Genomic DNA, 15,931 nt, shown 5'->3' on the forward strand with positions numbered 1-15,931 from the left:
TCCGACCTACAACTGCATCAAACACTAAATCCGAAACCCGTAGGCCGGATAAGCGCAGCGCCATCCGGCAATCAAACCGCGCAGAACACCTAATCCGTAGGCCGGATAAGCGCAGCGCCATCCGGCATTCAAACGGCGCGGAACACGTAACCCGTAGGCAGGATAAGCGTAGCGCCATCCGGCAATCAAACCGCGCAGGACACGCAACCCGTAGGCCGGATAAGGCGCAAGCCGCCATCCGGCAATCAAACGGCGCGGAACATGTAACCCGTAGGCCGGATAAGCGTAGCGCCATCCGGCAATCAGCCTTGTAAATCAGGCCTCACAACATAAACCGGTACCCAATCCCGGTCTCGGTCAACAGGTGACGCGGGCGCGCCGGATCGCTCTCCAGCTTCTGGCGCAAATGCCCCATATAAATTCGCAGATAGTGGCTATGCTCAACGGCATTCGGCCCCCACACCTGGCTCAACAATTGCCGCTGGGTCAGCACTTTGCCGTGGTTATTGAGCAGCACCGCCAGCAGGCGAAACTCAATCGGCGTCAGGTGGATCTCCTCCTCGCCGCGCTGGATGCGGCGGCTGGCAAGATCAACGCAAATATCGCCAAAGGTAATCACCGGTTCGCCCGGCGTGCTGGCGGCATGGCGGCGCAGCGCAACCCGCAGCCGCGCCTGTAATTCGCCAATGCCGAAAGGTTTACTGAGGTAATCGTCTGCCCCAGCATCCAGCGCGGCGATCTTGTCGCTCTCTTCGATGCGTGCCGACAGAACGATAATCGGCATCTGGCTCCACTGGCGCACATCGCGGATAAAATCGAGTCCGTCACCGTCCGGCAAACCGAGATCGAGGATCGCCAGATCCGGCTTGCGCGTTGCCGCTTCAATTAACCCGCGCTGCAGCGTCTCTGCTTCGTGCACGCGCAGCCCTTCAGCCTCCAGCGCGGTGCGCAGAAAGCGGCGGATGGCCTGTTCATCTTCGACAATCAGAACGTTAATCACAGATCCTCGGGTAATTCATCCAGTTGCGGGGGCGTTTCCCGCGCGAGTGTAACATAAAAGCGCGCGCCTCCCTGCGGGCGGTTTTGCGCGTCGATGGTGCCGCCATGCACCTCGACAATCGCCTGGCAAATCGCCAGCCCCAGGCCAACGCCGGGTATGGCCGACTCCTTGGTGCCGCGCGCAAATTTTTCAAAAATGGCGTGCTCCTGGCCCGGCGGGATCCCCGGCCCGTTATCCCACACCTCCAGCGTCCACTCGCTCGGTGTGCTGTGCGATTCAATACCAATCTGCGCGCCGGATCCGGCATATTTCACGGCGTTTTCCAGCAGATTGATCAACACCCGCTCGAACAGCGGGCCATCAACATGCACCAGCATCAGCGGATCGGGCAGCGACAGCGCAATGTGCCGCCCACCCATCACTGGCTCAAGGGTACGCAGCGCACTGCCGACGACTTCCTCCAGCGTCAGCCACTCACGTTTTAAATTAAAGCCGCCAGACTGGATGCGCGCCATATCCAGCAGATTATTAACCAGGCGGGTGGTGTTGAGCACATGCTGGCGGATCTCGTTGGCCTGCGGGGCATGTTTTGACCCTTCGCTGGCGAGATCCAGCGTCAGGATCTCCGCCTGACCAAACAACACCGTCAGCGGGGTGCGCAAATCGTGGGAGAGGGCAGCCAGCAGCGAGTTGCGCAGACTCTCGCGCTCGCTGGCAAGCCGCGCCTGCTCTTCGCGCGTCGCCAGCGCCTGGCGCTCAAGGGCGTTCGCCACCAGCAGGGTGAAGGTCTCCAGCAGACGCTGCTGCTCCGGGATCATCAACTGGCGCAAATTCGCCGGCTCGACAACCAGCAAGCCATAGACCGTATCGTCATTTTTCAGCGGCAAAATTTGATACGGCACGCCGGGCAGCGTATCGGTGCCTGCGCCCGCAGGCTGTCCCTTATCAAAGCTCCAGCGGGCGATGGCATCATCCCACGGCGTCATGCCCTGGTTTTCCGTCACTGCCGCCAGTTTACCTTCGCTATTCGGCAGCAGCAGTTTGCTGCGTGCCTCAAAAGTGGAGTGAATAAACGTTTCGCTGGTGGCGGCGATATCCTGATTATTGCGTCCCGCCGCCAGCGCTTTCGACATCTCATAGAGATGACGCGTGCGCCGCTCACGGTAACGCGCCACCCTTGCCTGGTAACGCACCCCGGCGGTAAGGTTACCAATCACCAGCCCGACGGTCAGCATCACGCCGAAGGTGAGCAGATACTGCACATCCGACACCGCCAGTGTGCCGCGCGGCGAGATAAAAAAGAGATCGAAGCTGATGACGTTAATCACCGTGGCGAAGGCCGATGGCCAGCGGCCATAGAAGAGCGCCACCAGCACCACGCCCAGCAGATAAATCATCACCAGGTTGGTGGCCTCAAACGCCGTCAGCCACTGCAAAGCGATAAAGGTGATCGCCGCACAAAGCGCCAGCGCGACCGCGCAACCGGTAAGCTGCACGCGCCAGCGGTCGAAAAAGGGGCGGGAATCGCCGCTACGCGCAGGCAGCGGCTGGGTGCTCTCCTGGAGGGCAATAATCACCAGATCGAGATCCGGCGCGCGGCGCGCCAGGCGGTCGGCAAAGGATTCACGGTGCCACCAGCGGCGGTTATCGCGGCGGCCAATCAGGATTTTACCGAGGTTATGTTCCCGGGCGTAGCGCAGTATCGCGCGATCTTCCGCCGGATCGGCGAGCGTCGCGGTCTCTGCGCCCAGCTCCTGGGCCAGCCGCAGGGCGCTTAAGATCGCCCGCCGCTGTGACTCCGGTAATTTGTGCAGGGTAGGGGTTTCAACATAGACCGCATGCCAGGCGCTGCCGAGCTTTGCCGCCAGCCTCGCTGCGGTGCGAATCAGTTTCTCGTTGCCCGCGCCGTGACCGACGCAGAGCAGAATGGCGTCGCGCGTATGCCACACCTTCTCTTCGCCGAGGCGATCGCGCCAGGCGCGCATCTGATCATCGACCCGGTCGGCGGTGCGCCGTAGCGCCAGCTCGCGCAGCGCAATCAGATTGCCTTTGCGAAAGAAGTGCTCAATGGCGCGCTCTGCCTGGCCGCCAATATAGACTTTGCCTTCATGCAACCGCTGGCGCAGATCGTCCGGCGGTAGATCGACCAGCACAATCTCATCAGCGCTATCAAAAAAGGGATCGGGCACCGTTTCGCGCACCTGAATGCCGGTCACGCCGCTGACCACATCATTCAGGCTCTCCAGGTGCTGCACATTGACGGTGGTAAAAACGTCGATGCCGGCTTCCAGTAGCTCCTCCACATCCTGCCAGCGTTTCGGGTGACGCGAGCCGGGGGCGTTACTGTGCGCCAGCTCATCCATCAGGATCAGCGCCGGACGCCGCGCGAGGGCGGCGTCCAGATCAAACTCATGCACCACGCGCCCGCGATGGGCGATGCGCCGCACGGGTTGCAGGGGCAGACCCGCCATCAGCGCGGCGGTCTCTTTGCGCCCGTGCGTCTCTACCACGCCCGGCAGCACGTCCAGCCCCTGCGCCCGCAGCCGCTGCGCTTCCTGCAACATGGCAAAGGTTTTACCCACCCCGGCGCAGGCACCGAAAAAGATCTTCAGCTTGCCCCGGTGTGCCGTTGCAGCATGCTCCAGCAAGCGGTCGGGATCGGGGCGCAACGGCTCATCACTCATGCGTTATTTATCCTTCAGCGCATCCAGCGCCAGATTAAGTTCAACCACATTCACTACCGGCTGACCGAGGAAATTAACCAGCGGTGTTTCGGTGTATTTATTAACCAAATCATTGACCGTCTGCACCGACAAGCCGCGCGCTTGCGCCACGCGCGGGATCTGCCAGCTGGCCGCCTGCGGTGAAATCTGACCATCCAGCCCGCTGGCGGAGGTGGTTAACAGCTCCACCGGAATCGCTTTGGGTGAGTGCGGGTTTGCCGCGCGCAGCTGCGCCACGCGTTCGGCCACCTGCTTATCCAGCTCCGGGTTGCTGCCCGCCAGATTGCTGCCGCCCGAGGCCATCGGATTATAGGGCGCATCGGCAGTCGCGGAAGGGCGACCGTGAAAATAGCCCGGCGCGGTAAAATCCTGGCCAAGCAGACGGGAGCCGCGAACCGTGTCGCCTTGCTCGATCAGCGAGCCGTTCGCCTGGTCGTGAAACCACCACTGCCCAAAAGCGGTGGTCAGCAGCGGATAGAGCCCGCCGGTAATAAACGTCAGCAGTATTAAAAGCAGAAAGGCGGGACGTAATAAAGCCATCTTTTTCACTCCTTAAACCAGACCGAACAGCGTGAGCAGCAGATCGATTGCTTTGATACCGATAAACGGCACCAGCAGACCGCCCAGCCCGTAAATCCATAAGTTGCGGCGCAGCATCGCCGAGGCGGTCAGCGGCTTGTAGCTCACGCCTTTCAGCGCCAGCGGGATGAGGAACACAATCACCAGCGCGTTAAAGATCACCGCACTTAAAATCGCCGAAGAGGGGGAGTGCAGATGCATCACATTCAGCGCGTTGAGCTGCGGATAGGTGGCCGCAAACGCCGCAGGGATGATGGCAAAATACTTCGCCACGTCATTGGCAATACTGAAGGTGGTCAGCGACCCGCGCGTCATCAGCATCTGTTTGCCGATATGCACCACCTCAATCAGCTTGGTCGGGTTCGAGTCGAGATCGACCATGTTCCCCGCCTCTTTCGCCGCCTGGGTACCGGAGTTCATCGCCACCGCGACATCCGCCTGCGCCAGCGCTGGCGCATCGTTGGTGCCGTCGCCGGTCATCGCCACCAGCCGACCTTCGGCCTGGTATTGACGAATCAGCGCCAGCTTCGCTTCCGGCGTTGCTTCGGCAAGGAAGTCATCCACGCCCGCTTCGGCAGCAATCGCTGCGGCAGTTAAGCGGTTATCGCCGGTGATCATCACCGTTTTGATGCCCATCTTACGCAACTGGGCGAAGCGCTCTTTAATGCCGCCTTTAACGATATCTTTCAGCGCAATTACGCCCAGCACGTTGGCCCCTTCCGCTACCACCAGCGGCGTCGCACCCTGGCGGGCCACATTTTCCACGATAGATTCAACATCCGCCGGGAAGGTGCCGCCATTGGCCTCGATATGGCGACGAATCGCATCCACGGAGCCTTTACGGATCATGCGATCCTGCACGTTAATGCCGCTCATGCGCGTTTGCGCGGTAAAGGGGACGAAGGTCGCTTGCAGGCTCTGCATATCCCGCTCGCGCAGGTTAAAGCGCTGCTTGGCGAGGATCACAATGCTGCGCCCTTCAGGGGTTTCATCGGCTAGCGAAGAGAGCTGGGCGGCATCGGCCAGCGTCTTCTCATCAACGCCGCGCGCGGGCAGAAAGTCCGACGCCTGGCGGTTGCCGAGGGTGATGGTGCCGGTTTTATCCAGCAACAGCACATCGACATCACCTGCCGCTTCGACGGCGCGACCGCTGGTGGCGATCACATTCGCACCCAGCATGCGGCTCATCCCCGCCACGCCAATTGCCGACAGCAGGCCGCCAATGGTGGTCGGGATCAGGCAGACCAGCAGCGCAACCAGCACCGTGACGCTGACCGCCGTGCCGCCGTAAACGGAGAAGGGCCACAGCGTGGCGGTCGCCAGCAGGAAGACAATGGTCAGCGCCACCAGCAGAATGGTCAGCGCGATCTCGTTAGGCGTTTTGCGGCGCTGGGCGCCCTCAACCATGGCAATCATGCGATCGAGAAAGGTTTCGCCCGGGTTGACGCTGCACTGGATCACCAGCCAGTCAGACAGAATGCGTGTGCCGCCGGTCACGGAGGCGAAATCGCCGCCAGACTCGCGGATAACCGGTGCGGATTCACCGGTGATGGCGCTCTCATCCACCGACGCGCCGCCCTCGATCACCTCGCCGTCGCAGGGAATAATGTCGCCTGCTTCAACCAGCACGATATCCCCTTTGCGTAGCTCATCTGCCGGAACATGATCCATCGGCGCATCGTGCTGCGGCGCGCGCAGTTTGCGGGCAAAGACGGTCTTTTTCACCCCTTTCAGGCTGTTGGCCTGTGCTTTACTGCGCCCCTCCGCCAGCGCTTCGGCGAAGTTAGCAAACAGCACCGTCACCCACAGCCAGAGGCTGATTGCGCCGGTAAACCACGCGTCACCGACCAGGTGACCAGTTGCCATGGCGATTGCCAGCAAGGTAGTGAGCAGGCTGCCGATCCAGACGATAAACATCACCGGGTTACGCCACTGCACCTGCGGGCTTAATTTGGTTAAGGAACCCATCAGCGCCTGGCGAACAAGGTTCGCGTCAAACAGGGCCAGTTGTTTGCGACTCATAATTGTGGTCTCCGCCAGACTCAAAACTGAAGGTATTCCGCCACCGGACCAAGGGCCAGGGCAGGAATAAAGGTCAATGCGCCAACCAGCAGCACGGTGCCGATCAGCAGGCCAATAAAGAGCGGGCCGTGGGTCGGCAGGGTGCCGGAGCTGGTGGGCTGGATCTTTTTACTCACCAGCGAGCCAGCAATCGCCAGCACCGGCACAATCACGCCGAAGCGGCCGACAAACATGCAAAAGGCGAGCAGACAGTTCCAGAAAGGCGTGTTGGCGCTCAGGCCACCAAAGGCGCTGCCGTTGTTGTTGGCGGCGGAGGAGACGGCGTACAGCACTTCACTAAAGCCATGAATGCCGGGGTTGAACATGCCGCTGCGTCCGGCGTCGGTCATCATCGCCAGCGCCGTGCCAATCAACACCAGCGCCGGAGTGACGAGGATCGCCAGTGCGGTCATCTTCATTTCGCGAACATCAATTTTTTTACCGAGGAACTCCGGCGTGCGGCCAATCATCAGCCCGGCGATAAACACTGCCAGCAGGACAAACAGCAGCATGCCGTAGAGGCCTGAGCCGACGCCGCCAAACACCACTTCGCCAATCTGCATTAGCCACATCGGGATCATGCCGCCGAGTGCGGTAAAGGAGTCATGCATGGCGTTGACCGCACCGCAGGATGCGGCGGTAGTCACCACGGCATAAAGGCTACTGGCGAGAATGCCGAAGCGGCTCTCTTTACCTTCCATGTTGATGGTGCTGTCGCCGCCGAGCGTCAGGAAGTGCGGGTTACCTAGCCACTCGGCCCGCATCACAATTGCCACACAGGCGACAAAGATTATCGACATCGCCCACAGCAGCATCTGCCCCTGGCGACGGTCACTCACCGCTTCACCAAAGGCGAAACAGAGCGCGGCAGGGATCAGGAAGATCGCCAGCATCTGCACAAAGTTGGTCAGCGCCGTCGGGTTTTCAAACGGATGGGAGGAGTTGGCGTTAAAGAAGCCGCCGCCATTGGTGCCCAGCATTTTAATCGCTTCCTGCGAGGCGACCGGGCCCATCGGCATCAGGTGCTGAACTCCTTCAAGGGAGGTATAGGGCTGGTAGGGGAGCAGGTTTTGCAGCGTGCCTTGCTGGATGAAAAAGAGAGCGATCAGCAGCGCCAGCGGCAGCAGCACCCAGAGCGTAATGCGCGTCAGATCGACCCACGCATTGCCCAGCGTCTCCATGCTGCGGCGGGCGAAGGCGCGGATCAGCGCAAACACTACCGCGATGCCGGTGGCGGCAGAGAGGAAGTTCTGCACCGTCAGGCCGACCATCTGGCTAAAGTAACTCAGCGTGCTTTCACCGGCGTAGGATTGCCAGTTGGTATTGCTGACAAAGCTGACCGCAGTGTTGAGTGCCAGGTGCCAGGAGAGGCCAGGCAGGTTCTGCGGGTTCAGCGGCAGGATGCCTTGCAGCATCAGCAGGGCAAACAGCAGGGCGAGGCCCAGCAGATTAAGCCACAGGATCGCCAGCAGGTAGTGCCGCCAGCTCATTTCACGAGTGTCGATGCCCAACCCGCGCCAGAGCAGGTTTTCCACCACGCCAACGCCCGGCAACGGCTGACCGGCAATCAGCTTTGCCAGTAGCGATCCAAGCGGGCGCGCCAGCAGGAACAGCACCAGCAGAAAGCCGGCAACCAGAAGAAACGCTTGAGCGGCCATTAAAATGCCTCCGCGTTTATTAGGGCGTAAATCAGGTAGCCCAATAACAGGAAAACCAGCACGATGCCGATTAGCACGCCTGCACTCACAGTTCACCTCCGGGGTGATTTAAGGATGTGCAGAGAGGCTAATTTTTCAGACGCAAAGATTTCGCAAAAATCGGCGGGCAGGGTGTAAAAAAAGTATAAAAATGATGAACAAATAAGCGGTTTTGTCGTTGTAGGCCGGATAAGCGCGAGCGCCATCCGGAATATTCCGCGGCACCGATTGCCGGATGTTGGATTGGTGGAATGGTTCCGTTCACCAGGTATTGGGCGGAATGTTTTATCACCGGTGCGGTGAACGGGACAAGGGAAGCGGCCGCGCTCCCCTTGTCAATCCCCGCGGCCCCGCGAGGAAATCGGTGCTGCGCACTGCGCTCACCTCCCGCGTGCCTGACTGCGGCCGGCTCGACTCGACATCCTGTCTCGGTTCGCCTCTGTCCGCCATCCATGGCGTCCAGACCTTGTCATTCACGCTTCGGTTCGCCGATTTCAGCGGGGGTCAACACCGCCGCTGTGAAACCGGAGGTAAAGGCAATATCGGTGTTGCGGTAGGCTCGTTTTGGTAGGCCGGATAAGGCGAAGCCGCCATCCGGCAATGGTGCCGCTGATAAAATGCCGGATGGCGGCTCCGCCTTATCCGGCCTACGCGGTTTCAGTGGCTCCATTTTGAAAATGCAATATTCAAAACCATTATTTAACTAATGGTTATTATTAATTTAACCGTTTTGTAACTTATTTACGGATTGCGTGTAAATAAATGCGCACCAGCTAAAAATAGTGGTCGGATGAGTAGTAAAATTACAAACAAACCGGTATTATTTTGAGCAGATTTCAGTCTCGCAGCGTTTTTTCGTTACTCACTTACCGCTGCGGTAACTTTTTTCCGGTGACCGATACCGGCCTGACAAAGGGGAGAGATTTATGAACACATACAAAATGTTTCCAGCGCACATTGTGCTGATGCGTCGTGCTTTCGCCGTTGCGGCGGGCCTGCTGGCACTGCCGGTGATGTTGTTCTGGAAGGATCGCGCACGGTTCTATAGCTATCTGCACCGCGTCTGGGCGAAAACCAGCGAAAAACCGGTATGGATGGATCAAGCAGAAAAAGTAACCTGCGACTTTTATTAATCGGGCTACACACAGCAACCCGATCGCGCCACCGCAATTGCGGTGGCTTTTTTTTACCTGCGGCCTTTGACTACAATGACTATGTCTAATCAAGGAGTCGCTATGAGTGAGAAAATCCCTGTCGGCATCAGTGCCTGTTTATTAGGGGAACAAGTCCGTTTTGACGGCGGCCATAAGCGGCTTGCCTTCGCAGTTGAAGAGCTATCACCGTGGATGCGTTTTGAGCCAGTCTGCCCGGAGATGGCCATTGGCCTGCCGGTGCCACGTCCGGCGCTGCGGTTGGTCAAAGAGGAGAGCGGAGTTTCGCTGCGCTTTAGCGACAAGCGGGAAGGAGATTTAACCGAGCAGATGGCGCACTTCTCCCGCGAGCGCGTCAGTCGTCTCGACCATTTGTGCGGCTACATCGTCTGCGCCAAATCCCCCTCCTGCGGCATGGAGCGGGTGCGCGTATACGACGCGGATGGCAAAAACAACCGCAAAGCCGGGCGCGGCATCTTTACCGACATTCTGATGGAGACCCATCCGTGGCTGCCGGTGGAGGAGGATGGTCGCCTGCACGATCCCCATATTCGCGAGAACTTTGTTGAGCGTATTTACGCCCTGCATGAACTGAACAGCGTGCGCGAGCGTGGCCTGACGCGTGGCGAACTTATCGCCTACCACAGCCGTTACAAGCTGCTGCTGCTGGCGCATTCGCAGCCGAAATACCGCGAACTGGGGCGTTTTGTCGCCGCCATCCATGAGTGGGCCTCTCTCGACGAGTGGTTTGTGGAGTATCGCCAACGCCTGATGGATCTGCTCTCACACCAGGCCACTCGCCGTAACCACACCAACGTGCTGATGCATGTGCAGGGCTACTTCCGCAAACAGCTTAATGCCCGCCAGCGTGAAGAGCTGTCGAAGCTTATCGACAGCTACCGGCAGGGCATTCAGCCGCTGCTGGCGCCCGTCACCTTACTGAAACACTATATGGCAGAATTCCCGGACGCTTATCTCTCCGGACAGCGCTATTTTGACCCCTGGCCGGAAGCGCTGCGCTTACGTTACGGACATTAGGAGCATTATGACCACTCATCTGGTCTGGTTTCGCACGGATTTGCGCGTGCACGATAACCTCGCGTTGGCGGCGGCCTGCCGCAGCGCGAACGCAACAGTAAAAGCCCTCTTTATCGCCACGCCGAAGCAGTGGCAACAGCACTTGATGGCACCGCGACAGGCTGCACTGATTGAGTCCCATCTCAATGCACTGCAACAGGCGCTCGCCGGGCGCGGCATTGAGCTTATCTACCGCGAAGTGGATGACTTTGCCGCCAGCGTGCAGGCAGTCGCTGAGGTCTGCGAGCAGGAGCAGGTCAGCCATCTTTTTTACAACTATCAGTACGAGCTAAATGAGCGCCAGCGCGATGCGGCGGTGGAGAAAGCGATCCCCAACGTCGCCTGCCAGGGGTTTGATGACAGCGTGATGCTGGCACCCGGCAGCGTAATGACCGGCAATCGCGAGATGTTTAAAGTCTTCACCCCCTTTAAAAACGCCTTTTTGCGCCGTTTAAAAGAGGATCTGCCGGAGTGCGTTGCTGCGCCGCAGCCGCGCGAGGGCGGGGCGATCAAGGTTGAACCGCTGTCGCTCAACTACCCGCAGCAGCCCTTTGACGAAAAACTCTTCCCGCCTGATGAGAAGCAGGCCATCGCCCGACTGCGTCACTTCTGCCAGCACCAGGTGGCAGAGTATGAGCAGCAGCGCGATTTCCCCGCTATCGAAGGCACCAGTCGTCTCTCGGCGAGCCTCGCCATCGGCGCGCTTTCGCCGCGCCAGTGCCTGCACCGCTTGCTCGCTGAGCAGCCGGGTGTGCTGGAGGGCGGGCCGGGCGCGGTATGGCTGAGCGAGCTTATCTGGCGCGAATTTTATCGTCATCTCATTACCTACTATCCGGCGCTGTGCAAGCACCGCCCGTTTATCGCGTGGACGGAGAAGTTGCAGTGGCAGGATAACCCGCAGCATCTGGAGGCGTGGAAAAAGGGGATCACCGGCTATCCGATTGTTGATGCAGCGATGCGTCAGATGAATGAGACTGGCTGGATGCATAACCGTCTGCGTATGATTACCGCCAGCTTCCTGATCAAAGACCTGCTTATCGACTGGCGGGTGGGAGAGCGCTATTTTATGGCTCAACTGGTGGATGGCGATTACGCGGCGAATAACGGCGGCTGGCAGTGGGCGGCCTCAACCGGCACCGATGCCGCGCCGTACTTCCGTATCTTCAACCCGACCACCCAGGGCGAGCGCTTCGATGCGGACGGTGAGTTTATTCGCCGCTGGCTGCCGGAGCTGAAAAACGTGCCGCCGAAGGCTATTCATCAACCCTGGGTCTGGGCAGATAAGCAGGGCGTTAAGCTCGATTATCCACGCCCGATTGTCGATCATAAACAGGCGCGAAGCGCCACGCTGGCGGCCTATGAAGCCGCGCGAAAAGGGTAGAGAGTGAGCATGAAAAATACCGAACTGGAAAAATTGATTAACGAAAAGCTCAACAGTGCGGCGTTCAGCGATTACGGCCCGAACGGCCTGCAGGTTGAAGGGCGAGAAGAGATCCGCAAAATCGTCACCGGCGTGACCGCAAGCCAGGCGCTGCTGGATGAAGCCGTGCGCCTTGAAGCTGATGCGGTGATCGTGCATCACGGTTACTTCTGGAAAAACGAAGCGCCGATCATTCGCGGCATGAAGCGTAACCGCCTGAAAACCCTGCTGGCGAACGATATCAACCTCTACGGCTGGCATCTGCCGCTCGACGCCCATCCGGAGCTGGGGAATAACGTGCAGCTTGCCGCACTGCTTGGTATTACGGTGCAGGGGGAGATTGAACCGCTGGTGCCGTGGGGCGAGCTGTCGATGCCGGTTCCCGGTCTCGAACTGGCGTCATGGATCGAAGCGCGTCTCGGGCGCAAGCCGCTGTGGTGCGGCGATACCGGGCCTGCCACCATCAAGCGCGTGGCGTGGTGTACCGGCGGCGGTCAGGGCTTTATTGATAAAGCTGCGGCCTTCGGCGTCGATGCCTTTATCACCGGCGAAGTGTCGGAGCAGACCATTCACTCCGCGCGCGAGCAGGGGCTGCACTTTTTCGCTGCCGGGCACCACGCCACCGAGCGCGGCGGCATTCGCGCCCTCGGCGAGTGGCTCACCGCCAATACCGATCTGGATGTGACCTTTATCGATATCCCTAACCCGGCGTAAGGAGCAGGCAAGTGCAGCGAGCGCGTTGTTATCTGTTAGGCGAAACCGCCGTCGTGCTGGAGCTGGAGCCGCCGGTGCAGCTGGCGACGCAAAAGCGTATCTGGCGGCTGACGCAGCGGCTGGCGACATTCCCGGAGGTGGTGGAAGCGATCCCGGGGATGAATAACGTTACCGTGGTGCTGCGCGATCCGACCACGCTGGCGCTGGATGCGATTGAGCATCTGCAACGCTGGTGGGAAGAGAGCGAGGCGCTGGAGCCGGAGTCGCGGGCGATTGAGATCCCGGTGGTTTACGGCGGCGAGGCCGGGCCGGATCTGGCGCGGGTCGCCGACCACTGCGGCATGAGCGAGAAGCAGGTCGTGGAGCTGCACGCCTCCATCGAATACCGGGTGTGGTTTATCGGTTTTCAGCCCGGTTTCCCCTATCTCGGCGGCATGCCGGAGGCGCTCACGACGCCACGTCGGGCGGAGCCACGCGTCAGCGTGCCTGCCGGGTCGGTCGGCATTGGCGGCGCGCAAACGGGGATTTACCCGCTGGAGAGCCCCGGCGGCTGGAACCTGATTGGGCGTACCGATCTGACGCTGTTTAACTCGCGCTTAGCGGAGCCGTCGTTGCTGCGGCCTGGCGATACGCTGCGCTTTATCCCGCGCAAGGAGGGCGTATGTTAAAAATTCTTCGCGCGGGGATGTATACCTCGTTGCAGGGCGGCAAACGCATCGGCCTGCGTCAGTCCGGCGTCAGCTACAGCGGCGCGCTCGATGGCCCGGCGCTGGAGATTGCCAATGCGCTGGTCGGCAACGCGCCGGATGCTGCCGCACTTGAGATCACCCTCGGCCAGTGCGAAGTGGAGTTCGCCCGCGATTGCTGGTTTGCTCTCACCGGCGCGGGCTGCGATGCGACGCTTGATGGCTCGGACGTCTGGACCGGCTGGCGCTTTGCGGCGAAGGCCGGGCAGCGGCTGGTGCTGAATCGCCCGCGCTTTGGCGTGCGTAGCTATCTCGCGGTCGCCGGCGGTTTCGATCTGCCGGAAGTAATGGGATCGGGCAGTACCGATCTGAAAACCGCTATCGGCGGGCTGGAGGGGCGCTTGCTGCGCGATGGCGACACGCTGCCGCTCGGCACACCTGCGCGGGACTTCAGCGCGCAGCAGGGCGTGAAACAGTTGTTGTGGACGAACCGTATCCGCGCACTGCCGGGGCCGGAGTATCACGAATTTGATGCCGCCTCCCAGGAGGCATTCTGGCGTCTGCCGTGGCATATCAATCCGCAGAGCAACCGCATGGGCTACCGCCTGCAGGGCCAGCCGCTGGTGCGCACAACCGAGCGGGATCTGCTCTCCCACGGGCTGCTGCCCGGCGTTATCCAGGTGCCCGCAAATGGTCAGCCGATCGTGTTGATGAATGACTGCCAGACCACCGGTGGTTATCCGCGTATTGCCTGCATTATCGAAGCCGATCTCTACCGTCTGGCACAAATTCGCCTCGGTCAGCCCGTGCACTTTGTGCAGTGCTCGCTCGACGAAGCGTTGCAGGCACGGCGCGAACAGCGCCTGTTCCTCGATCAACTGGCGTGGCGGCTGCGCGATGCGGATTGATTTAAACGCCGATATCGGCGAAGGCTTTGCCGAAAACGACCGCGAACTGATGCAGGTGGTGAGCTCAGTGAATATCGCCTGCGGCTTTCACGCCGGCGATGCCGCTACCATGCTCACCTGCATTGATTTGGCGTTGGCGAATAACGTCGCTATCGGTGCGCACCCGTCATTTCTCGATCGCGAGAATTTTGGCCGCAAGAGAATGACCACCGCGCCGGACGTGGTCTATAGCGAAGTGCTCTACCAGTGTGGTGCGCTGGGGGCGTTGGCGAAATCCCGCGGCGCGAGCCTTTCGCATGTGAAACCCCACGGCATGCTCTACAACCAGGCGGCGCAAGATACGGCGCTTGCCGATGCTATCGCCAGCGCAGTGCGGGATCTCGATCCCGGTCTAAAACTGGTCGGGCTGGCGGGCAGCGAGCTGATCCGCGCAGGCGAGCGGCTGGGGTTAGCGACGCGTGAAGAGGTATTCGCCGATCGCGGTTATCAGCCCAGTGGACAGCTTGTGCCGCGCGGTGAGCCGGGCGCGTTAATTGAAGATGAGCAACTGGCGCTGGCGCAGACGCTCGAGATGGTGCAGCGCGGGCGCGTCAAAAGCGTTGAGGGTGACTATGCGCCCGTTAATGCGCAAACGGTCTGCCTGCATGGCGATGGCGCGCATGCGCTGGCTTTTGCCCGCCGTTTACGCGCCGCGTTTATTGCCGAAGGCATTACCGTTTCATCACGCTGATAAGGAGTTTTCATGCCGGAAGGACCGGAGATCCGCCGCGCGGCGGATACGCTGGAAGCCGCGATTAAGGGGAAACCGCTGACCGAGGTCTGGTTTGCCCAGCCGCATCTTACTGATTATGCCGCCGGGCTGGTGGGGCAGCAGATCGATGCCATCGAGACACGCGGCAAAGCGCTGTTAACGCACTTTTCCGGCGGGTTAACGCTTTATAGCCACAATCAGCTTTACGGCGTCTGGCGCGTGGTGAAGGCGGGCGAGGTGCCGGAAACCAACCGCGTGCTGCGCGTACGTTTGCAGGCGGCAGATAAAGCGATTTTGCTCTACAGCGCCTCGGAGATTGCGCTGCTGACGCCGGAGCAACTGGCGCAGCACCCCTTTTTGCTGCGCGTAGGGCCGGACGTGCTGGATATGCGCCTGACGGTGGAGGAGGTGAGAGCGCGTTTGCTGTCGCCGCGCTATCGGCGTCGGCAGTTTGCCGGGCTGCTGCTCGACCAGGCGTTTCTCGCGGGACTCGGTAACTATTTGCGCGTCGAAATTCTCTGGCACAGCGGGCTGACCGGGCAGCGCAAAGCAGAGCAGCTTAGCGAGAGCGAGCTGGATCTGCTGGCAGAGGCGTTGTTGGCGATCCCGCGTCTCTCGTATCAAACCCGTGGGCGTGTCGATGAGAAGAAGCATCACGGGGCGCTGTTTCGCTTTAAGGTGTTTCATCGGGCCGGGAAGAAGTGCGAGCGTTGTGGCGGGATCATTGAGAAGACGACGCTCTCCTCACGACCCTTTTATTGGTGCCCGGGGTGCCAGCGGTAAACGAGTCAGCGATAAACGAGAACGTGCCGGATGGCGGCTGCGCCTTATCCGGCCTACGGGATCGAACCACCTCAACCAACGTAGGCCCGATAAGCGCAGCGCCATCGGGCAATTGTTCAGGTGCATGCCAGTTCAATCGTAGGCCCGATAAGCGCAGCGCCATCGGGCAATTGTTCAGGTGCATGCCAGTTCAATCGTAGGCCCGATAAGCGCAGCGCCATCGGGCAATTGTTCAGGTGCATGCCAGTGCATTCGTAGGCCCGATAAGCGCAGCGCCATCGGGCAATTGTTCCGGTGCATGCCAGTGCATCGTAGGCCCGATAAGCGCAGCGTCATCGTGTCATTGAGCGGGGAAGTGTAATCGTAGGCCCGATAAGCAAA

At 60.3% G+C, this 15,931-nt stretch carries 14 protein-coding genes; 8 read left to right on the plus strand and 6 right to left on the minus strand.

The features are described from left to right. Positions 1–322 precede the first annotated feature (322 nt). Genes kdpE through kdpF form a run of 6 tightly spaced genes read right to left on the minus strand, consistent with a single transcriptional unit; the run spans position 323 to position 8,110 of the window. Positions 323–1,000, minus strand: coding sequence for a two-component system response regulator KdpE (kdpE, locus tag ACWPW2_RS05325; protein ID WP_454121822.1), 678 nt, complete (start codon positions 998–1,000; stop codon positions 323–325). Further along, on the minus strand, positions 997–3,684 hold the full coding sequence (kdpD, locus tag ACWPW2_RS05330; protein ID WP_454121823.1) for a two-component system sensor histidine kinase KdpD: 2,688 nt from the start codon (positions 3,682–3,684) through the stop codon (positions 997–999). The genes kdpE and kdpD overlap by 4 nt, the downstream gene beginning before the upstream one ends. Positions 3,685–3,687: 3 nt before the next feature. After that, a complete protein-coding gene (gene kdpC / locus ACWPW2_RS05335; RefSeq protein WP_454121824.1) occupies positions 3,688–4,263 on the minus strand; it encodes a potassium-transporting ATPase subunit KdpC in 576 nt (191 codons plus the stop codon). Positions 4,264–4,275: 12 nt separating this feature from the next. Continuing rightward, positions 4,276–6,324 carry a potassium-transporting ATPase subunit KdpB gene (kdpB, locus tag ACWPW2_RS05340; RefSeq protein ID WP_454121825.1) on the minus strand — a complete coding sequence of 683 codons (2,049 nt, stop codon included), beginning with the start codon at positions 6,322–6,324 and terminating at the stop codon, positions 4,276–4,278. Positions 6,325–6,344: 20 nt separating this feature from the next. Next, the gene (gene kdpA / locus ACWPW2_RS05345) at positions 6,345–8,021 is read right to left on the minus strand and encodes a potassium-transporting ATPase subunit KdpA (RefSeq protein WP_454121826.1); all 1,677 of its coding nucleotides are present in this window, start codon (positions 8,019–8,021) and stop codon (positions 6,345–6,347) included. Continuing rightward, positions 8,021–8,110: a K(+)-transporting ATPase subunit F gene (gene kdpF / locus ACWPW2_RS05350; RefSeq protein ID WP_042713160.1), complete on the minus strand. Its 90-nt coding sequence runs from the start codon at positions 8,108–8,110 to the stop codon at positions 8,021–8,023. Before kdpF ends, kdpA begins: the two co-directional genes overlap by 1 nt. An 876-nt stretch (positions 8,111–8,986) precedes the next feature. Between kdpF and ACWPW2_RS05355 the strand changes: the two genes are divergently transcribed. The 8 genes from ACWPW2_RS05355 (at position 8,987) to nei (ending at position 15,550) form a co-directional block, all read left to right on the plus strand. Further along, positions 8,987–9,193 carry a YbfA family protein gene (locus ACWPW2_RS05355; protein WP_023478218.1) on the plus strand — a complete coding sequence of 69 codons (207 nt, stop codon included), beginning with the start codon at positions 8,987–8,989 and terminating at the stop codon, positions 9,191–9,193. 102 nt (positions 9,194–9,295) lie between these two features. Beyond that, a complete protein-coding gene (locus ACWPW2_RS05360) occupies positions 9,296–10,249 on the plus strand; it encodes a YbgA family protein (protein ID WP_034811748.1) in 954 nt (317 codons plus the stop codon). A 7-nt stretch (positions 10,250–10,256) separates the two neighbouring features. Next, positions 10,257–11,669, plus strand: a complete 1,413-nt coding sequence (gene phrB / locus ACWPW2_RS05365) for a deoxyribodipyrimidine photo-lyase (protein ID WP_454121827.1) — start codon at positions 10,257–10,259, stop codon at positions 11,667–11,669. 9 nt (positions 11,670–11,678) lie between these two features. Next, positions 11,679–12,422, plus strand: coding sequence for a type 2 GTP cyclohydrolase I (locus tag ACWPW2_RS05370; protein WP_094420463.1), 744 nt, complete (start codon positions 11,679–11,681; stop codon positions 12,420–12,422). Positions 12,423–12,433: 11 nt separating this feature from the next. After that, entirely contained in the window at positions 12,434–13,090 is a 657-nt protein-coding gene (gene pxpB, locus ACWPW2_RS05375) for a 5-oxoprolinase subunit PxpB (RefSeq protein ID WP_454121828.1), read from the plus strand. After that, positions 13,084–14,016: a 5-oxoprolinase subunit PxpC gene (pxpC, locus tag ACWPW2_RS05380; protein WP_312121649.1), complete on the plus strand. Its 933-nt coding sequence runs from the start codon at positions 13,084–13,086 to the stop codon at positions 14,014–14,016. The genes pxpB and pxpC overlap by 7 nt, the downstream gene beginning before the upstream one ends. Beyond that, a complete protein-coding gene (gene pxpA / locus ACWPW2_RS05385; RefSeq protein ID WP_454121829.1) occupies positions 14,006–14,746 on the plus strand; it encodes a 5-oxoprolinase subunit PxpA in 741 nt (246 codons plus the stop codon). Before pxpC ends, pxpA begins: the two co-directional genes overlap by 11 nt. A 12-nt stretch (positions 14,747–14,758) precedes the next feature. Continuing rightward, complete coding sequence (gene nei / locus ACWPW2_RS05390; RefSeq protein WP_454121830.1) at positions 14,759–15,550, plus strand: endonuclease VIII; 792 nt, start codon at positions 14,759–14,761, stop codon at positions 15,548–15,550. The last annotated feature ends 381 nt before the right edge of the window (positions 15,551–15,931 follow it).

It is taken from the genome of Kosakonia sp. Marseille-Q7440, from assembly GCF_965119485.1.